Raw genomic sequence first — 18,939 nt, forward strand, 5'->3', positions numbered from 1 at the left:
TCATGGCACGCAGCCTCGTCATCGAGGCGGACGGCGGCTCCCGGGGCAACCCGGGGCCGGCCGGCTACGGCGCGGTCGTACTCGACCCGGACACGGGGGACACGCTCGCCGAGGCCGCCGAGTACATCGGCGTCGCCACCAACAACGTCGCCGAGTACAAGGGCCTGATCGCGGGCCTGCGCGCGGCGCACGCCCTCGCGCCCGACGCGATCGTCCTGGTCCGCATGGACTCCAAGCTCGTCGTCGAGCAGATGTCCGGCCGCTGGAAGATCAAGCATCCGGACATGAAGCCGCTGGCCGCCGAGGCGGCGACGGTCCTGCCGCGCTCCCAGGTCACCTACCAGTGGATCCCCCGGGAGAAGAACAAGCACGCGGATCGCCTGGCCAACGAGGCGATGGACGCCGGCAAGAAGGGCAAACAGTGGGAGCCGTCGGCCTCCATGGCGGCCCTGAACACCCCTCCGCGCGTGGTGGGCGACGCGAAGGCGGGCGCGGCCAAGGCCAGGGCCGCCCTCACGGCCACCACCGCACCCACCTCCACCGGCTGGTCGGCCTCGGCGGACCTGGGCACCCCGGCCACCCTCGTCCTCCTGCGCCACGGCGAGACCCTCCTCACCCCCGAGAAGCGGTTCTCCGGCAGCGGCGGCACGGACCCGGAGCTCTCCCCGGTCGGCCGCCGCCAGGCCGAGGCGGTAGCGGCGTCCCTCGCCGCGCGCGGCACCATCCAGGCGATCGTCAGCTCGCCCCTGCGCCGCTGCCGCGAGACGGCGGACGCGGTGGCGGCGCGGCTCGGCCTGGACGTGACGACCGAGGAAGGCCTGCGCGAGACGGACTTCGGCCGGTGGGAGGGCCTGACGTACGCCGAGGTCAGGGAGCGTTACGCCGACGACCTCAACGCCTGGCTGGCGTCCCCCGAGGCAGCCCCGACCGGCGGCGGCGAAAGCTTCGCGTCGGTGGCGCGGCGGGTCTCCGCGACCCGCGACCAGCTGCTGACCCGCCACGCGGGCCGCACGGTCCTGGTCGTCACCCACGTCACCCCGGTCAAGACCCTGGTCCGCCTGGCCCTGGGCGCCCCGCCGGAGTCGCTGTTCCGGATGGAACTGGCTGCGGCGTCACTCTCGGCGGTGGCGTACTACACGGACGGCAACGCCTCGCTGCGCCTTTTGAACGACACGTCCCACCTGCGCTGAGCGGGGCGGGGGAACACCCACCACACCCGTGGCGTTGAACCTGAACACCCCGGCGGCGCTGGAGCGTGTCATGTTCAGTCCCCGCGCCTTCACCCTCGCGTTCGCAGCGACCCTCACGGCCGCGTCGCTCGGCTGCGCCCCCACCAGCGGCGCAGCCGACCGGCTCCCCACCGCGCCGCAATCAACCCCCCGGGCGTCAGCGACACCGGACCCGCCCGAGCCCAACCGGACCACGGCCCTGCTCGACATCCCCTCCCTGGGCGTCGACAACCTCCGTGTGGTCCCTTACGAGGGAATGACCGACGACTGGCCCGGCACTCGGATCCAGAACCGGGGCGTGGCGGCCAGCCCGTACGGCGACCGTGGCGGAGTGGGCCCCGGCGAGGTCGGCAACTACCTGATAACGGCCCACCGCCTGTCGGCCGGAGGCCCCTGCGCGACCTCCCGTCCCTGCGAAGCGGCGACTCCGTCTTCGTCACCTCCAACGGCGCGGTCCACGAGTACAAGATCACCGAGACCAGGTCGACGTCGTTCCGCTCCGAGAAGTCCCTCGCCGAACAGCGGGCGGCGGTCCCGGGCGCCCCCGGCGAGAAGCCCACCGACGCCATGATCACGATCTCCACGTGCGCCACCCCGGAAGACGACGCAGCCGGCAACTTCTGGCGCGACGCCAAGGGCAACCCCGAGCACCGCATAGACAAGGTCGGCGTACTGCAACCCGAGTGAATCGCGGGGTCTGGGCCGAGGCCGTAGAAACCCCCGGCAGGCCCCGGACCCCCGCATCGCCTCCAGCAGCGCATCCGTCCATCCGGGGCTGACCAAGAACCGCGCCCCCGGCGCCACCGCGTCCGCCACCCCGCCCGGCGTGATCACCGCGCCCGCCCCGACCACCGCGTCCGGCACCTCACAGGGCGATGGCCCGGATCGCGTCGAGCGCCCCCGGTGTCCGCAGCGTCACCTCGATCGCCGGCAGTCCGCTCACGACCAGCGCCCGCGCGAGCGGCACCGCGTCGGCCACATCCTCCAGCACGACAACAGGAACGACGGGCGCAAGATCCAGCACGGAAGTCATCCGAGCCATCCCGCCGAACCCCCACACCCACCGCAACGCCCGTTGCACACAACGCAACGCCGCACCTCAGCGCACGCACCACCTCAGCGAACACAACGCACGCCCCACCTCAGCGAGCACCCCACCCCACCTCAGTGAACGTCCCGCACCACCACATCCAGCGCCCACGCCTTCCCCGCCCCAGCCGCCGCCTCCACGATGTACCCCAGGTCCCGCAGCACCGGCACCAGCTCCGCCGGCCCCGCCGGCGCAGCTCCCGCCGCCAGCAGGTCCCGTACGATCCGGCCCTTCGTCGCCTTGTTGAAGTGGCTGACGACGGACCGCCGCTCCACCCCGTCCGCGTCCACGACCGCCTGCAGCACCCGCACCGTCGCAGTCCGCCCGGCAAGCTCCCCCTTCGGCCGCCACGCCGCCGCGTACGCCGAAGAGCGCAGGTCGAGCACCAGCCCGTCGCCCGCGGCCACCGGCATCGCGGCAGCCATCGGCGCCCGCCAGTACGCCCCCAGCGCCCCGAGCCCCGGCAGCTTCACGCCCATGGAGCACCGGTACGAGGGGATCCGGTCGCCCACCCCCACCGCGCCCCACAGCCCGGAGAACACCAGCAGCGACTGCCGGGCCCGCCGACGCGCGGCGGCATCCAGCGTGGCCAGGCCCAGAGCGTCGTACAGCACGCCCGTGTAGATCTCCCCGGCAGGCCGCGCCCCCGCGCTCCGCAGCTCCAGGTTCTTGGCGATCTCGCCGCGCAGCCCCTCGCTGAGCCCGAGGACGACCCGCGCCTTCTCCTCGTCGGCGGCGCACAACTCGACCAGTTCGTCCAGCACCGCGGCCCGCGCTCCGGCCAGTTCCGGCAGCGAAAGTGACTCCGGTTTCAGGGGAGCACCCGACCCACTGGGGGCCTTTCCCTCGGACGGCGGCAACAGCACAAGCACGTTCAGGACTCCTTCGGATGCGCACCCACGAACATGCCAGGGTAACGGCCTGGTGCGCGAGGGGGGACGGGCCCGCGACGCCGGCTACGGCACCTCGCCGCGTTGGCGAAACGCCCTAGCTTGAGATTTAACCTCCGGATTCGAACAGCTCCGACCAGCCCTTCCTGCCGCACGAGCAGGCTCCGCAGCACAGTCGGAAATCTAAGCAAGTCGGGACAAACGGTGCGCATGCTGGTTCCGTGAAGCCGACTTGCGGTCGTGTTCGAGCGGCGAGGTTAAATCTCAAGCTAGGGGGTGTCTGACAATTCCCCGCGGCGTCGCGGGCTGATCCACCCCCTATCGCACACCAGGCCGTAAGCCGCTCCCGCCATGCCACCCCGTCCCACCCCACCTACGCTCGGACCATGCCCCGTCGCCATATCCACGTGACCGGCGCCCCCGAGGTCCCCCTCCGGGCAGCACTGGGCGCGCTGCGCAGCACACTCGACGTGCCGGAGAACTTCCCCGCCGAGGTCCTCGCGGAGGCGGAGCAGGCCGCCGCGTCCCCCCGCCTGCCCACCGCCGACGAGACCGGCATCCCGCTCTTCACCGTCGACCCGCCCGGCTCGGTCGACCTGGACCAGGCGATGCACCTGTCCCGCCGGGACAACAGCGCCGGCTACCGCGTGCACTACGCGATCGCCGATGTGGCGGCCTTCGTCACCCCCGGCGGCCTCCTGGACGCCGAGTCGCACCGCAGGGTGCAGACCCTCTACTTCCCGGACGCCAAGATCCCCCTGCACCCGCCCCGCCTTTCCGAGGGCGCGGCCAGCCTGCTCCCCGGCCAGACGGCGCCCGCCCTGCTCTGGCGCATCGACCTCGACGCGGACGGCCGCGCCGAGGCGGTCGACGTGCGCCGCGCGCTCGTACGCAGCAGGGCCAGGCTCGACTACGCCACCGTTCAGCGCCGGATCGACGACGGCACCGCCGAGGAACCCGTCGCGTTGCTGCGCGCCGTGGGGCTGCTCCGGGAGGCGCGGGAGCGGGAGCGCGGCGGGATCTCGCTGAACGTCCCCGAGCAGGAGATCGTCGAGCACCGCGGCTCGTACATCCTCGGCTACCGCGCCAAGCTGCCCGCCGAGGGCTGGAACGCGCAGATCTCGCTGCTCACCGGCATGGCCGCCGCCGACCTGATGACGGCGGCCGGCACCGGCATCCTGCGCACGCTGCCCGCCGCCCCCGACGGCGCGGTGGCACGGCTGCGCCAGTCGGCGAAGGCGCTGCGCATCGAGTGGCCGCACCACACGTCGTACGCCGAGATCGTGCGCGCACTGGATCCGACGCGAGCCCCGCACGCAGCGTTCCTTCAGGAGTGCACGACGCTGCTGCGCGGCGCCGGGTACACGGTGTTCGAGAACGGCGAGATCCCCGACCAGGCCGTCCACGCTGCCGTCGCGGCCCCGTACGGGCACTGCACCGCCCCGCTGCGCCGCCTCGTCGACCGGTACGTGGGCGAGCTGTGCCTCGCCGCCGTCGCGGGCGAGGAGCCGCCGGGGTGGGTACGCGACGCGCTGCCCGGCCTCCCCCGGGAGATGGCGGAGGGGGCGCGGCGCGCGAACACTGTGGAGCGCGAGTGCGTCGACCTCGCGGAGGCGGCGCTGCTCAAGGACCGGGTGGGTGAGATCTTCGACGCCCGCGTCGTGGACGTCAAGGACCACGACCGGGCGGTCGGTACGGTCCACCTGGAGGAGGTGGCGGTGGTGGCACGCGTCGAGGGCGGCGACGGCGACCTGCCCCTGGGGGAGCGGATCAGGGTCCGCCTCACGCAGGCGGACCCGGGCGCGGCGAAGGTCCTGTTCGCTCCGGCGTGACGGCGGCTTCCACACCGGCCCCCGCAGCCGCTTCGGCCGCTCCGGCACCCACGCCGGCATCCGCACCCGCCCTACCCGCGGCCGCTCCACCCGCAGCCGCTCGCGCGGCGGCCACGAACCCGCGCGGATCGTCCGCGTGCAGTCGCACCGCGACGCGCGCCTGCCCACTCCTGCCGAGCGGCCGCGCGTAGGGGAGCGGCTCGGCCAGCTCGACGGTGACGTTCGTCTGCCCGCCCACGGTGAGGCCGAGGACACCGTCCTGCTTCGTGTGGGAGTAGCGCGCATCGACGCGCACCGACCGGACGGAGGCGGCCGGCACCTGTACGTCCCAGAAACCGCCGTACCGGATCCGCAGCGAACCGTCCGCGCCGACGACATGCGGGCGGGTCACGCACGCGGCGTGCAGCCCCAGGATCTGGATCACGGTGTAGACGTCCACGAACAGCACGATCCGGTGCACCGCCGGCCACGGGATCAGGAGCGCCAGCACGACCGTCTCGACAACGGCGACGAAGACGAGGCCGAAGAGGAGCGCGGTCTGCGGCCCGGTGTACGCCGCCGAGTACGCCCCCGGCCCGGCCCCGTGCCGCCGCCTGGCCACCCACAGCGCGAGGCTGTGCAGCGCCCGCACCTCGTGCGCCACGAGCCGCCGGGCCCACGCGGGGACGGCGCCCCGCACCGAGCCCCGCCCTCTCCACCCCCTCATCGCAAGCACCGCTTCACCCTCGCCGCGAGCAGCTCCATGACCCGGCGTACGACCGCGGCCTGCGCCGGAGCGAAGTCCGCCAGCATCGCCTCCCCGTACGCCCCCGCCGCGACGGCAGGGCCCTCCGCCGGGATCGCCGCCAGCACCGCGTCGGGCACCGCCGCCGCGAGCGCGTCGGCGAGCGGCCCGATCCGGGGGTCGTCCGGCGCGGCGTCGGCGAGGGCGTCCAGCCGCTCGTACAGCGCCGGCACGGACGGGTCCTGCGTCATGGGCGCGAGCGCGGCCATGATCCGGTCGCTGTCCGCCAGGCCTGCCAGCAGCGTCAGATGGTCCCGGTCCTTCGCCGCCGACGGCGAATCGGTGACCGGCAGCCCGCCCAGGAGTTCCGCGAGCGCCGGCGGCACGGGACCCTCGGCGGGCAGCGTCCCGGCCTCGGCCTGCGCCAGCACCTTGGCCAGCCGCTCGCGCCGCAGCCGGATCTGCGCCTCCTGGCGCGCCAGGTCGGATTCCAGTTCCCGCAGTACGTCGACGAGCTCGGTCCCGGCGTCGTCGGCGAGCACGTCCCGGACCTCGTCCAGGCCGAACCCGATCTCCGTGAGCCGCCTGATTCGCGCCAGCAGGACGGCGTGCCGCACCCCGTACACGCGGTAGCCGTTGGCCAGCCGAGGGGGCTCGGGCAGCAGGCCCTGGTGGTGGTAATGCCGCACGGCGCGGGGGGTGACCCCGGCGAGCGCGGCGAGTTCTCCGATACGCATGACGCCAGTAGAAACCCTGACGCTGCGGCAAGGTCAAGCAGCCGCGAGCCCACTGTGAGCGGCCGAGCCGCGTCCGAACGGCCGCCGCCCGCCGGGTAGCATGGTCGGCACGGCAGACGAGCCGGGCGGACGGCCGCGTGGGGATCCCCGGATCTCCCCGAGGAACGTCCGGGCTCCACAGGGCAAGGTGGTGGCTAACGGCCACCCGGGGTGACCCGCGGGACAGTGCCACAGAAAACAGACCGCCGGGGGCTTCGGTCCTCGGTAAGGGTGAAACGGTGGTGTAAGAGACCACCAGCGCCTGAGGTGACTCAGGCGGCTAGGTAAACCCCACCTGGAGCAAGGTCAAGAGAGGCCGTCGCGAGACGGCCTCGCGCGGACGACCGAGGGCTGCTCGCCCGAGTCCGCGGGTAGACCGCACGAGGCCGGCGGCAACGCCGGTCCTAGATGGATGGCCGTCTCCCCGGCCGCCGCGAGGCGCCCGGGCGACAAAACCCGGCGTACAGCCCGACTCGTCTGCCGCCACTTGCGGTTTTGCCCTCGATGGGCCTCCGACGCTCGTCGTCGGTGGCGATGGCCACACAGCCGAGGTGTGTCGCTTTCAGACAGCGCTGGTGACAGGCCAGAGCAGCGGCCTGGTGAACCGCTCCGGTCTGTTGGAGGCGCACCCGCGGCCCGCGATGCCTCGACGGAGCCAAGCCGGCATCACCGGCGGCGGCCTTCACCGCAGCCGACACCTCCGTCCTCTGACGCGACCCAGGCCTCCCGGTTTCCGGGCACGCCCCCGGCGCCCGGCTCGGGGAGGTCAACGCGGAAGCGAGCCCGCTCGCTGTTCAGTGCTTCGTCGCTCCGCTCATAAGACGGCGGAGCCTCCGGGTGACAACCACAGTCGCTGCCGCCGGACCGGGCGCGATCCTCACGGCGAGCGAGCCGCCGACGGTCGCGTACGGCTGGATCAGCATTACCCCATGGTGTCTGTCCGGCACGACAGCACGCCGCAGCCCTGCCCCGGTAGCCCGGAGAGCGGTATAAACCGAGGAGCCGTCCGCGCAGCGAAGTCGGGCCCAGAAGTCCCATACGTCGGGCTCATGGGCTCGGCGTCCGATGAGCCCATGCAGTCCACTCAGATCAACTGCAGCGGTCCAGGACGCGCCGTCCTGCCCATGCCGCGCCACGCGGCGCAATGCGACGGTCCGCTTCAGGCCGATTCGTCCGTCGTCCCTACGTCTGAGTTCGATGTCCAGGGTTCTAGGGCCTGCTGCGCCCAGACGCCCGTACAGTTCGTGAACCGTGAGGTGCAGAAGCCTTGAGCTCGCTCCGATGCGCGGCTCGGCATCGATACTGACCGGCAGTCGGCTCAAGGGCGTCTCGTCGACGCTGTCCAGAACGACATCGGGCAGATCTACCGCCCAGACCGGATTCCCGTCCACGTGTGGGTACGGCGGGAGAAGCCGGGCGGGGTGATCGCCCAGTCCGACGAGCCGCGGCAGGTCGCGCGGATGCTCAGCGTTGATGAGAAAACGAGCCAGCCAGCGCGCGGGGAGAGGGGTAGAACGCAAGACCGACTCGTCGAAGGAGGCCAGGTAATCCTGAGTGAGCCGCCACCATGTGGCGCGGTATTCGCTGTTGTGGCTGCCTAGCTCCCGGGCGTACATGCGCAGGTCATGGTCGAGAAACTTCACCCGCGCGGCATGGGAGAGGTGCGGTCGGCCGCTCTGTTCGAACACCTCGACCGCGCCGCGGTGCGCCTCCAACCTGCTGAGCCAGTTGTCAACGCCACCGCGTGAGAGGGAGATCGAGGAGTGCGCGGATGAACGGCGCACGTGCCAGACGTACACCATGTCAGGGATCAACGCGACAAGAGGCGAAGCCGCGAGCACCCGGGCTGTGAACACGAAGTCCTCGTAGCGAAAGGCTCCCTCGGGGAAGGTGACTTGGTGCTGTGACAGGAAGGCGCGTGAGTAGAGCTTGTTGACGCACAGCGTGTCGCGCACCAAGAGAGAGAGTTCGGCCGGTGACTCAAGGACCGCCGGGCGCCGAAACAGTGCGTACTGCCAGGGGGTGTCACGCATCTCGGGCAGCTCACGGCGTGTGCACGCGCCCGCCACGACGGGGGCGTCGTGCCTTGTCGCGGCGGCGAGGAGGGCATCGACAGCGCCGGACGGGAGCTCGTCGTCGCTGTCGAGGAACATGACGTAGTCGGTGGTTGCCTCGCGCAGTCCGTCGTTCCGCGGAGTCCCGCAGCCTCCGCTGTTGACGGACCGGTGCACGAGTCGGACGCGGGCGAAAAGTGCTCACCCCGTGCTCGTAGCGTCGATGGAGATGTCGGCAGCCGGGCGGGCCAGGCCATGGGTGCCAGGTTCTGATCCATAGCCAGACCCAGAGCCAGACCCATAGCCCAATGCCGGGAAGCTTGGCTTGATCATCTCGTGTGGCTGTCGGGCTCCGCGGTGGTCGGCGGGGTTGTGTCGAGTGGGATGATTTCGATCCCGTATCCGGTGATTTTTGTGCTGCGGCTGGCCGGCCCGGCGGGTTTCGAGGGGAAGATGGAGCTGGGGCGTTTCACGGTCCGGGGGCAGACCCGCAGGCGTCGCTCGGCCGATCGCAGGTTCGCCAGCAGCGACGTGGTCATCTCGGCGAGGTGGGTGCCGATCCGCGCCGTGGTGCGGATCACGGTGTCCCGGGCGACGGTCAGGGCGACAGTGAAGGAGAGCCGGTCGGCATCGAGCCCGTGGCCGGCGGCGGTGGAACTGATCGTGCGGCGGATCGCCTGGTGGGTGACGAGATACGCCCAGATCTCCTGGTTGACCAGCGCGGGTGTCTTCGATCTCAGGACGGCGCGTGCCCCGCGCTGAGTGATCTTCAAGTCCCGGAATTCGAGCTCGGATTCCCACCGCTGGGAATACAGTGCGGCCAGTTCACCGGCGGGGAAGGCCGCAGGGTCGAGCAAGGTGGTGATGAGCCGGTAGGGCTCATGGCGTCGTGACCCGTCGGCGGCCTCGATGACGACCACCATCTCGATCACCCGGATCCGTACCGACCGGGGCCGCCCCGCCAGGGCTTTCGTGATGTTCTTGTGCGCGTGCCGGGTCGCGAGCCAGGAGCCGTCGGGCAGGACCTCGTCGGGGACCAGCCGCACCGCCGCCGAGATCCGCCACAACAGATCCGCCCCGCCGGCGGCGGCATCGACCCACAGCAGCCAGCCCGGGAATCCCCGGTCGGCCAGGACCAGCATCCCGGGGCGCATCCGGTCCAGCAGGCGCCGTGTCAGGTCCTGCTCACAGACCCGGCGGATGTCGAACGCCACCCCGAGCAGCGCCCGGGTCCCGCACTCGATCAGCGCGACCAGGCGGACCTGGGGGAACGCGGCGATCCGCCGCTGATTGCGGGTCCGGCCGAACACCGCGTTCACCGCGGTGTCGGCGACCTCGAGAAACGTGCCGTCCACCGAGGCCAGCCGAAGCCCCCGCCAGAACACCCCCGGCATCGCGACCGTGCCGACCGGCCCGGCGATCCGCTCGAACAGTAACCGGAACGGCTCCGGGCCCAGCGTGACGCGGCGCTGCCGCAGCGCCGAGGAGGAGACCAGCTGGCCCCGCGCGGCCAGCCGCGCCGTCCCACCGGCCAGCTTCGACAGCACCGACCGGTAGCCGTCTCTCGGGAACAGCGTCAACGCGAGCACGAAGAACACACACGTCACCGCGCAGAGTTTGCCGTCACTACGCCGGTCCCCGCGGCCGGAAGCCGCCAGCACATCCGTGACCATCCGCCGTGTCACAACCTGGCGCAACACACCCAGCTGCCCCGTCTGTCCCGCGCTCGCACGCGACGACCCCTCTATGCCAGACTCCCCAGACAACGAAGCTCCTGTTCCGAACAAGTCGATCGTGGTAGATCGCTCGTTCTACAGGAGCTTCGCTGCATCCAGCGCCCGCACACGAGATGATCAAGCCAAGCTTCCCGGCATTGACCCATAGCCAGACCTGGAACGCGATCATGCCGCCCAGTGGCCCCGTACGTTTTGTTGTACGAACCGAAGTTGGCCACGTACAAGGCGAAGGCGACCGAGGCTACGAGCCAGGTGACCAGCGCCAGCACGGCACCGGGGAGGACCGATTTCAGGCCGACCGGCGGCGCGTTGAGCGAGGAGTAGTAGAGCACGGCGAAGATGACGATGAGCAGCATCACCGGCCACTTGGCGCGGCCATGTAGTCGCCAGGTGGGCCGACGCGTTGAGACGCGCCGGCTCACCGGCATCCCGCCTACTGAGTGCTCCCGGTTCCCGCGCCTCACCCCCGCCCCACATACGGCATCGCCGTCGCCAGCACCGTGGCGAACTGGACGTTCGCCTCCAGCGGCAGCTCCGCCATGTGACGCACCGTGCGCGCCACGTCCGCCACATCCATCACCGGCTCCGCCATCAGTTCACCGTTCGCCTGCAGAATCCCGGCCTGCATCCGCTCCGTCATGTCGGTCGCCGCGTTGCCGATGTCGATCTGCCCGCACGCGATCCGGTACGGCCGCCCGTCCAGGGACAGCGACTTGGTGAGCCCCGTCATGGCGTGCTTGGTGGTCGTGTACGCGATGGAGTGCGGCCGGGGTGCGTGCGCCGAGATCGAGCCGTTGTTGACGATCCGCCCGCCCTGCGGCTCCTGATACTTCATCTGGCGAAACGCCGCCTGCGCGCACAGGAACGCGCCCGTGACGTTGACGTCGACGACCGTGCACCACTCCTCGTACCCGATGTCCTCCACCGACACCCCGCGCGGCCCGAACGTGCCCGCGTTGTTGAAGAGCAGGTCGAGTCGCCCGAACCGCTCGCGCACCGCTGCGAACAGGGCGTTCACGTCCTCGGGCCGCGACACGTCCGCCGGTACGACCAGCGGGTCGCCTCCCGCGGACGCGGCGGTCTCCTCCAGCGGTCCGACCCGGCGCCCGGTCAGGGCCAGGGACCAGCCCGCTTCCGCCAGGGCGAGGGCGACGGCCCGGCCGATGCCCGAGCCCGCTCCGGTGACGACGGCGGTCTTTGTCGATGCGTTCATGGCCCAGCAGCGTACGTGACACGTACATGAAAGCGTGACGACGTTCCGTTCCCCTCCAATATCTGTGACAACAGCCGTCAGGGGAGGGGCAGATGACAATCACACCGGGTCATGGCCAGGAGGTGCGGGCCGCCGCACGCCACATCCACCGCCGCGGATTCCTCACCGTCACCGGAGCGGCCGCAGCGCTCGCGTTCGCGACCAACCTGCCCGGGACCGCGCAGGCCGCCGACCTCGACGCCAGACGCATCACCGAAGACCCCTTCACCCTGGGCGTCGCTTCGGGCGACCCGCTCCCCGGATCCGTGCTCCTGTGGACGCGGCTCGCCCCCCGCCCGTACGAGCCGGACAGCGGCCTGCCGAAGGCCCGCGTCCAGGTGCGCTGGGAACTCGCGCACGACGCCCGGTTCCGACGCACCGTCAGGCGCGGCCAGGTCACCGCCCACCCCGAGTTCCACCACAGCGTGCGCGTCGACACCGGCGGGCTCGACCCGGACCGCGTCTACTACTACCGCTTCCGCGCCGGCGACTGGATCAGCCCCGTCGGCCGCACCCGCACGGCGCCCGCCCGCGGCGCCCGCATCAGCGAGCTGCGACTGGCCGCGGTCTCCTGCCAGGCCTACCACGACGGCTACTTCACCCCGTACAAGCACCTCGCGGAGGAGGACCTCGACGTCGTCTTCCACCTCGGCGACTACCTCTACGAGTACGCCGTGAACGCCACCGGCGGCGCCCGCGCGTACACCGGCCGCCGCCTGCCCGCGCACTTCAACCGCGAGACGGTCACCCTGGAGGACTACCGGCTGCGGTACGCCCTCTACAAGTCCGACCCCGATCTGATCGCCGCGCACGCCGCGCACGCCTTCGCCGTCACCTGGGACGACCACGAGACGGAGAACAACTACGCGGGCGGCGAGCCCGAGAACGACGTACCGCCCGAGGAGTTCCTGCTGCGCAGGGCGGCGGCGTACCGCGCCTACTGGGAGAACCAGCCGCTGCGCGCCCCGCAGCGCCCCGACGGCGCCGACATGCGGCTCTACCGGCGGCTGCGGTTCGGGCGCCTCGCCCAGTTCGACATCCTCGACACCCGCCAGTACCGCTCCAACCAGGCGTACGGCGACGGCTGGCAGCTCCCGGGCCCCCAATCCGAGGACCCCTCGCGCACGATGACCGGCGCCGGGCAGGAGCGGTGGCTCATCGACGGCTGGCGCGCCTCGCGGGCGCTGTGGAACGTCGTACCGCAGCAGGTCACCTTCGCCCGGCGGCGCAGCGTGGGCGACCCCAAGGTCAGCATGGACGCCTGGGACGGCTATCCGGCTGCCCGGCGGCGCGTACTGGAGGGCGCCGAGTCGGCGGGCGTCGACAACCTGATGGTGCTCACCGGGGACGTCCACGTGGCGTACGCCTTCGACCTCAAGAAGGACTTCGAGAACCCGGACTCGCCGATCGTCGGCACCGAACTCGTCACCACGTCCGTCTCCAGCGGCAAGGACGGCGCCGAGCGGCCCGCCAACTACGACCGGCTGATGCAGGGCAACGCGCATCTGAAGTTCTACGACGGCCGGCGCGGCTACACGACGATCACACTCGGGACGGACGTGGCGCGCGCGGACTTCCGCACGGTGTCCGCGGTCACCACCCCCGGCGCGCCCGTCACCACTGCCGCCTCCTTCGTCACCGAAGCGGGCAACCCGGGCCTGAAGCCCGCGTGACGGGACTCAGGTGCGCCCGAACCGGCTCGTGTGGTCGGCGAACTCGGCTGCCATCTCCTCGGTCACCGTGGGACGGGTCCGGCTGATCGTGCGCAGGTAGTCCTCGGTGGTGGCGTGGGCCCGGTCGCCGGTGTCCAGGGTGCGCTCGAAGACGCTCTGGGCGACCGCCCGGGACGCCTGCGCGATGTCCGCGGGCGTGAACCCGGCGCTGGCCTCGGCGAGCGCCGGGACGTCGGCTTCGGCCCCGGATCTGGCGAGATAGCTGGACCACAGGGCGCAGCGGGCGTGCTCGTCGGGCGGGCCCACCGGCAGGACGTAGTCGAAGCGGCCGTGCCGCAGGAACGCGGGGTCGAGGGCGGCCACGTTGTTGGTGGCGCAGACGAGCAGCCTGCTGTCACGCTCCCGGAACCGCACGATCGACGTGAGCAGTTCGTTGACGACGCCGACGGATGCGGCGTGGGCGTCGTCGCGGGCGGCGGCGACCTCCTCGACCTCGTCGATGAACACCAGCACCCGGTCGAGCTGGGCGACTTCGTCGAAACGGCGGCTGAGCCCCGGCGCCAGGCCCTCCTCCAGGGCGAGCCGGGACGGGAAGAGTTCGACGAACGGCCACCCGAGCCGTCCCGCCACTGCCTTGGCGAAGGTGCTCTTGCCCGTGCCGGGAGGCCCGAACAGCACCACCGCCCTGGGCGGTTCGACGCCGTGCTGGTCGGCCGTTTCGGGGTGCGCCAGCGGGAGGACCAGGCGGCGTTCGACGATGCGTTTCTCCACCGCCATCCCCGCCAGTTTCTCCCACAGCCCGGCAGGCGGCACCACCCCGCCCAAAGACGCCAGCAGAACCTCGTCCTGCGCCGTCACCGCCTGCGTCTTCTCGAAGTACGTCATCCCCTCCCGGGGAAGGAAGCCCGAGTTGCGCAGCGCGACCGCACCGGTTTCGTCCTCCGGCAGCACCGCCGCCAGGGTCCTGGCTCCGGCCGACCGCAGCCGTTTCTCCAGGGCCGCCAGCAGCGCGCTGCCCAGTCCGAGGTTGCGCCAGGCCGGGTCCAGGCCGACCCGCAGCACCCACGCCCGGTCGCCGTCCACCCTCCCCACTGCCGCGCCGACGAGATGCCCGTCGGCCACGGCGACCACTGCGGGGTGCAGTGCCTGAAGGGCCGCGACGACGTCGGACAGCCGGAAGGCGGCCGGCCGGTCTCCCGTACCGCTCTCCGTGTCCAGCCGGACGACGGCCTCAAGATCGGCGGGAGCGAACTCCCGGACATGCCAGCCGGCCATCCCGCCTCCTGTCCGCGCGTCCCCTCCTCCCATCATCACCCCCGCCCCTCCCACCGCGCTCGGCGCAGGCCGGAAGGCCGCCCACCCGCCCGGAACCCGGCCCACTCGTCCGGGAGGCGGCCTACTCGCCCGGGTAGCGGACGCCGATGCGCGCGCGTACCGCGTCGAGCGTCCGCATCACGGCGAGGCTGCCGGCCAGCGGCACGAGCGGCGACTCCTTCTCACCGGCGCGCAGACACCGCATGACCTCGGCCGCCTCGTACTGGAGGCTGTGCCGGTTCCCGACCCCCGCGGTGACGATCTCCGCGTCCTCAGTGTCCCGCCCCTCCCTGTGCACCACCAGCCGCTCGGGATGGAAGAATCCGTGCCCCAGCTCGATCCGCCCCTTCGTCCCCGTGACGGCCGCGGTGACGGGCGTCGCGGCGGTGACCGAACAGCTCAGCAGCGCCGTCGCACCCGAGTCCCATCCGAGCAGCATGCCCGTGTTCAGGTCGACGCCCTCAGGCGACAGCAGTGCGTCCGCCTGTACGCGATCGGGCTCGCCCAGCAGCAGATGCGCGAACGACACCGGGTACACCCCGAGGTCCAGCAGCGCCCCGCCGCCCAACGCCGGATCACGCAGCCGGTGCTCGGGCCCGAAGGGTCCGCCGAGTCCGAAGTCGGCCTGCACGGTACGCACTTCACCGATCTCGCCGCCCCTCACCAGCTCCACCAACCGCCGGATGACGGGGTTGCAGTACATCCACATCCCCTCCATCAGGAAGCGGTCGTGGCGCCGGGCGACGGCGACCAGTTCCTCGGCCTCACGCGAGTTGAGCGTGAACGCCTTCTCGCACAGCACCGCCTTCCCCGCCTCCAGACACAACCCGGCGGCGGCCCGGTGCGCGGAGTGCGGCCCCGCGACGTACACCACATCGACGTCCTCGTCCGCGGCGAGCTCCTTCCAGCTCCCGTACGCCCGGGGTATCCCGAACCGCTCGGCGAACGCCGTCGCGTTCCCGGCCGACCGGGATGCCACCGCGACGATCTCGGCGTCCGCCATCTTCATCACCTCTGCGGTGAACGCCGACGCGATGCCGCCCGTCGCCAGCACACCCCATCGAACGGTTTCCCTGTCCATCCCAGCCCCCAGAAAAAGGTCTCGACCACATGGCGCGAGCTGAGAGCATAGGGACGGATTCAACGACATGGAGACGCGAATGACGGAGACCGGCGAGTCCACGCAAGGGCACATACCCGGGGCGGGGGCCGAAACCGCAGCAGCAACCGGTTCCGCCACCGCAGCGGTCCGTCGCACAAGTCTCCTGGTCACACTGATACTCGGCGGCCTCACGGCGCTGCCGCCGCTCTCCATGGACATGTACCTCCCGGCGCTCCCCGACGTCACCGACTCGCTGCGCGCACCCGCCGCGACGGTCCAGCTCACGCTCACCGCGTGCCTGGCCGGCATGGCGCTCGGCCAGCTCGTCGTCGGCCCGATGAGCGACCGGTTCGGCCGCCGCAGGCCGCTCCTCCTCGGCATGATCGTGTACGTCGTCGCCACCGCGATCTGCGCCTTCGCGCCCACCATCGAACTCCTCATCGCCTTCCGCCTCCTCCAGGGGCTCGCCGGGGCGGCAGGCATCGTGATCGCCCGCGCGATGGTGCGCGACCTGTACGACGGCGTGGAGATGGCCCGCTTCTTCTCCACCCTGATGCTGATCTCCGGCGTGGCCCCGGTGATCGCCCCCGTCATCGGCAGCCAGGTCCTGCGCATCACGGACTGGCGTGGGGTCTTCGCCGTCCTCACGGTGATCGGCACGCTGCTGACGCTCGTCGTGGCCAGGTGGCTGCACGAGACACTGCCGGTGGAGCGGCGCCACGAAGGCGGCGTACGTCAGGCGCTGCACACCATGCGGGGCCTGCTCACGGACCGCGTCTTCACCGGCTACACCCTGACCGGCGGCCTGGCGTTCGCCGCCCTCTTCGCGTACATCTCGGCGTCGCCGTACGTGGTCCAGGAGATCTACGGCGCATCCCCCCAGACGTTCAGCCTCCTCTTCGCGATCAATTCGATCGGCCTGATCTCGGTCGGCCAGATCAACGGCAAGCTGCTGGTGGGCCGGGTCAGCATGGACAGGGTCCTGGCCCTTGGCCTCGCGCTCATCGCCACCGCGTCCCTCGCCCTGCTCCTGATGACCGCCGGGGTCTTCGGCGAGGTCGGCCTGGTGCCGATCGCGGCGGGCCTGTTCGTCCTCATGTCCGCGATGGGCCTCGCCCTGCCCAACACCAACACTCTGGCCCTGACCAGGACCCCGCACGCGGCGGGCTCGGCGTCGGCGCTGCTCGGCACCTCGACGTTCCTGACCGGCGCGATCGCCTCACCCCTGGTCGGCGTCGCGGGCGAGCACACGGCGGTCCCGATGGCGGTGGTCCAGCTGACCTGCGCCCTGGCAGCCCTCACGGCCTTCGTGACCCTGTGCCGCCCCTGGCAACGCCACTGACGGATCCCGCCCCCAGGCCGCGCGTAAAATTCCCGGGTGAACTCCACCCGACCCACCGCAGAAGCCCTCCGCAGCGCCCTGGCCGGACTTCTCGACGGGCTGCCGCCCAAGCAGGCCACGCAGGCCGTCGAGCGGCTGATGGCCAACTACCGGGGAACGACCCCCACCGACACCCCCGTCCTCCGCGACCGCTCCGACGTGGCCGCGTACGCCGCGTATCGCATGCCGGCGACCTTCGAGGCGGTACGTTCCGCGCTGGCCGCACTCCGCGACGCCGCCCCGCACTGGACGCCCGCGACGCACACGGACATCGGCGGCGGTACGGGCGCGGCGACCTGGGCCGTGGCGGAGGCCTGGCACGAGCAGCCGGCCAGTACGGTCGTCGACTGGGCGGAGCCGGCACTCGCCCTGGGCCGCGAACTGGCCGACGCCTCCGGCTCACCCGCCCTGGCCGCCACCACCTGGCACCGCTCCCGCATCGGACCCTCGCTCCGCATCGAGAGCACCGATCTCGCCACCGTCTCGTACGTCCTCAAGGAGCTGACCCCCGCAGACCGCGCCAGCCTCGTCACGGAGACGGCCCGCTCCGCCGAGGCCGTGGTGATCGTCGAACCCGGCACCCCCGACGGCTACCTCCGCGTCATCGAGGCCAGGCAGCAACTGATCGACGCCGGTCTGAGCGTCGCCGCCCCCTGCCCGCACAGCGCCGCCTGCCCCATAGAGCCGGGCGCCGACTGGTGCCACTTCTCGGCACGGGTCAGCCGATCCTCCCTGCACCGCCAGGTCAAGGGCGGCTCGCTGCCGTACGAGGACGAGAAGTTCAGCTACGTCGCAGCCGTCCGCCCCGCCGTCGCGACCCCGGCAGCCCTGGCGACCCCGGCCACCGCCCGCGTCATCCGCAGGCCACAGATCCGCAAGGGCATGGTCCTGCTGGAACTGTGCACCCGCCCACCGGAACTCACCCGGGAGACGATCACCAAGAAGCGCCACGGCGACCTCTACCGGGCCGCCCGGGACACGGACTGGGGCGACACCTGGCCACCCCAGCCCGATTCCCCCGAGCCCGACCCGCGCTAGCTAGCCGCCCGCAATTCCTGCGTACAGCACTTGACGCTGCCGCCGCCCTTGAGCAGCTCCCCGAGGTCCATCCCCACCGGCTCGAACCCGCGCGCCCGCAACGGCTCGAACAGCCCGAGCGCCGCCTGCGGCAGCAGCACATGCCGGCCGTCGCTCACCGCGTTCAGCCCGAGCGCCGCCGCGTCCGCCTCCTCGGCGACGATCGCGTCGGGGAAGAGCCGGGCAAGGACGGCCCGGCTGCCGGGGGAGAAGGCGCCGGGGTAGTACATGACATCGTCTGTACGGTCGTCGAGGACGGCCAGCGCGGTGTCCAGGTGGTAGTAGCGCGGATCGACGAGATCCAGCCCGATGACGGGACGGCCGAAGAACTCCTGCGCCTCGTCGTGCGAGAGCGGGCTGGAGCGGAAACCCCGCCCGGCGAGGATCCACGACGAGGTGACGGCGAAGTCGCCCTCGCCCTCGTTGATGTGCACGGGCTCGCAGATGTCGGTGAACCCGTGGCCCCGGAACCACTCCAGGTGCGCCTCGGCCTCGGGCGTACGTTCCGCGTAGGCGAACCGGGCGCCGAGCACCCGCCCGTCGACGACGGTGGCGCCGTTGGCGGCGTACACCATGTCGGGCAGGCCCGGCCGGGGGGCTAGGAGTTCGACGGTGTGGCCGAGGCCAAGGTAGCGGTCGCGCAGGTCTTCCCACTGGGCGACGGCCAGCGGCAGGTCGACCGGCTTTCCGGGGTCCATCCAGGGGTTGATGGAGTACGTCACCCTGAAGTGCTCCGGGGGGCACATCAGGTAGCGGCGAGGCGAAGCTTCACGAGGCAATGAGGGCTCCTCACGAGTGGCACGGGCATC

Annotated in this window: 15 protein-coding genes, 1 other RNA gene and 2 pseudogenes; 7 read left to right on the forward strand and 11 right to left on the reverse strand. The window is 71.6% G+C overall.

Annotated features, from left to right (window positions below; translation table 11 throughout):
- Nucleotides 1–2: 2 nt before the first annotated feature.
- Both ACU6WZ_RS20990 and ACU6WZ_RS20995 read left to right on the forward strand, forming a co-directional pair.
- Nucleotides 3–1,190: a bifunctional RNase H/acid phosphatase gene (locus ACU6WZ_RS20990; RefSeq protein WP_447029654.1), complete on the forward strand. Its 1,188-nt coding sequence runs from the start codon at nt 3–5 to the stop codon at nt 1,188–1,190.
- 70 nt (nt 1,191–1,260) lie between these two features.
- Nucleotides 1,261–1,916, forward strand: a pseudogene (locus ACU6WZ_RS20995) (class E sortase).
- A gap of 42 nt (nt 1,917–1,958) precedes the next feature.
- On the opposite strand, the pseudogene ACU6WZ_RS21000 reads toward ACU6WZ_RS20995, so the two are convergent.
- Together ACU6WZ_RS21000 and yaaA are read right to left on the reverse strand one after the other, a co-directional pair.
- Nucleotides 1,959–2,262, reverse strand: a pseudogene (locus ACU6WZ_RS21000) (beta/alpha barrel domain-containing protein); the annotation flags it as partial.
- Nucleotides 2,263–2,393: 131 nt separating this feature from the next.
- The gene (gene yaaA, locus ACU6WZ_RS21005) at nt 2,394–3,191 is read right to left on the reverse strand and encodes a peroxide stress protein YaaA (protein WP_447029655.1); all 798 of its coding nucleotides are present in this window, start codon (nt 3,189–3,191) and stop codon (nt 2,394–2,396) included.
- Nucleotides 3,192–3,595: 404 nt separating this feature from the next.
- On the opposite strand from yaaA, the gene ACU6WZ_RS21010 reads away from it, so the two are divergent.
- A complete protein-coding gene (locus tag ACU6WZ_RS21010) occupies nt 3,596–5,041 on the forward strand; it encodes an RNB domain-containing ribonuclease (RefSeq protein ID WP_447029656.1) in 1,446 nt (481 codons plus the stop codon).
- Here ACU6WZ_RS21010 and ACU6WZ_RS21015 read toward each other — a convergent pair.
- Together ACU6WZ_RS21015 and ACU6WZ_RS21020 are read right to left on the reverse strand one after the other, a co-directional pair.
- On the reverse strand, nt 4,992–5,747 hold the full coding sequence (locus ACU6WZ_RS21015) for a hypothetical protein (protein ID WP_447029657.1): 756 nt from the start codon (nt 5,745–5,747) through the stop codon (nt 4,992–4,994). The genes ACU6WZ_RS21010 and ACU6WZ_RS21015 overlap by 50 nt on opposite strands.
- Entirely contained in the window at nt 5,744–6,502 is a 759-nt protein-coding gene (locus ACU6WZ_RS21020; protein ID WP_447029659.1) for a MerR family transcriptional regulator, read from the reverse strand. The genes ACU6WZ_RS21015 and ACU6WZ_RS21020 overlap by 4 nt, the downstream gene beginning before the upstream one ends.
- A 117-nt stretch (nt 6,503–6,619) precedes the next feature.
- Between ACU6WZ_RS21020 and rnpB the strand changes: the two genes are divergently transcribed.
- An RNA gene (rnpB, locus tag ACU6WZ_RS21025) (RNase P RNA component class A) lies at nt 6,620–7,021 on the forward strand.
- A gap of 314 nt (nt 7,022–7,335) precedes the next feature.
- Here rnpB and ACU6WZ_RS21030 read toward each other — a convergent pair.
- The 4 genes from ACU6WZ_RS21030 to ACU6WZ_RS21045 form a co-directional block, all read right to left on the reverse strand.
- Entirely contained in the window at nt 7,336–8,772 is a 1,437-nt protein-coding gene (locus ACU6WZ_RS21030) for a glycosyltransferase family 2 protein (RefSeq protein WP_447029660.1), read from the reverse strand.
- A 152-nt stretch (nt 8,773–8,924) separates the two neighbouring features.
- On the reverse strand, nt 8,925–10,268 hold the full coding sequence (locus tag ACU6WZ_RS21035; protein WP_447028847.1) for an IS4 family transposase: 1,344 nt from the start codon (nt 10,266–10,268) through the stop codon (nt 8,925–8,927).
- A gap of 71 nt (nt 10,269–10,339) precedes the next feature.
- Nucleotides 10,340–10,759 carry a YhjD/YihY/BrkB family envelope integrity protein gene (locus tag ACU6WZ_RS21040; RefSeq protein WP_447029661.1) on the reverse strand — a complete coding sequence of 140 codons (420 nt, stop codon included), beginning with the start codon at nt 10,757–10,759 and terminating at the stop codon, nt 10,340–10,342.
- Nucleotides 10,760–10,791: 32 nt separating this feature from the next.
- Nucleotides 10,792–11,544: an SDR family oxidoreductase gene (locus tag ACU6WZ_RS21045; protein ID WP_447029662.1), complete on the reverse strand. Its 753-nt coding sequence runs from the start codon at nt 11,542–11,544 to the stop codon at nt 10,792–10,794.
- A gap of 92 nt (nt 11,545–11,636) precedes the next feature.
- Between ACU6WZ_RS21045 and ACU6WZ_RS21050 the strand changes: the two genes are divergently transcribed.
- Complete coding sequence (locus ACU6WZ_RS21050; RefSeq protein ID WP_447029663.1) at nt 11,637–13,256, forward strand: alkaline phosphatase D family protein; 1,620 nt, start codon at nt 11,637–11,639, stop codon at nt 13,254–13,256.
- A gap of 6 nt (nt 13,257–13,262) precedes the next feature.
- Here the strand turns inward: ACU6WZ_RS21050 and ACU6WZ_RS21055 are convergent, their stop codons facing one another.
- Both ACU6WZ_RS21055 and ACU6WZ_RS21060 read right to left on the reverse strand, forming a co-directional pair.
- Entirely contained in the window at nt 13,263–14,531 is a 1,269-nt protein-coding gene (locus tag ACU6WZ_RS21055; RefSeq protein WP_447029664.1) for an ATP-binding protein, read from the reverse strand.
- 121 nt (nt 14,532–14,652) lie between these two features.
- Complete coding sequence (locus ACU6WZ_RS21060; protein WP_447029665.1) at nt 14,653–15,651, reverse strand: Gfo/Idh/MocA family protein; 999 nt, start codon at nt 15,649–15,651, stop codon at nt 14,653–14,655.
- Between the two features lie 79 nt (nt 15,652–15,730).
- Here ACU6WZ_RS21060 and ACU6WZ_RS21065 point away from each other — a divergent pair, with 79 nt between their 5' ends.
- Together ACU6WZ_RS21065 and ACU6WZ_RS21070 are read left to right on the forward strand one after the other, a co-directional pair.
- The gene (locus ACU6WZ_RS21065; RefSeq protein WP_447029667.1) at nt 15,731–17,014 is read left to right on the forward strand and encodes a multidrug effflux MFS transporter; all 1,284 of its coding nucleotides are present in this window, start codon (nt 15,731–15,733) and stop codon (nt 17,012–17,014) included.
- Between the two features lie 36 nt (nt 17,015–17,050).
- Nucleotides 17,051–18,091: a small ribosomal subunit Rsm22 family protein gene (locus tag ACU6WZ_RS21070; RefSeq protein WP_447029669.1), complete on the forward strand. Its 1,041-nt coding sequence runs from the start codon at nt 17,051–17,053 to the stop codon at nt 18,089–18,091.
- On the opposite strand, the gene ddaH is transcribed toward ACU6WZ_RS21070, so the two are convergent.
- A complete protein-coding gene (ddaH, locus tag ACU6WZ_RS21075; RefSeq protein ID WP_447034171.1) occupies nt 18,088–18,876 on the reverse strand; it encodes a dimethylargininase in 789 nt (262 codons plus the stop codon). The two genes, ACU6WZ_RS21070 and ddaH, sit on opposite strands and share 4 nt — an antisense overlap.
- Nucleotides 18,877–18,939: the final 63 nt, after the last annotated feature.

The organism is Streptomyces hypolithicus, from assembly GCF_052934925.1.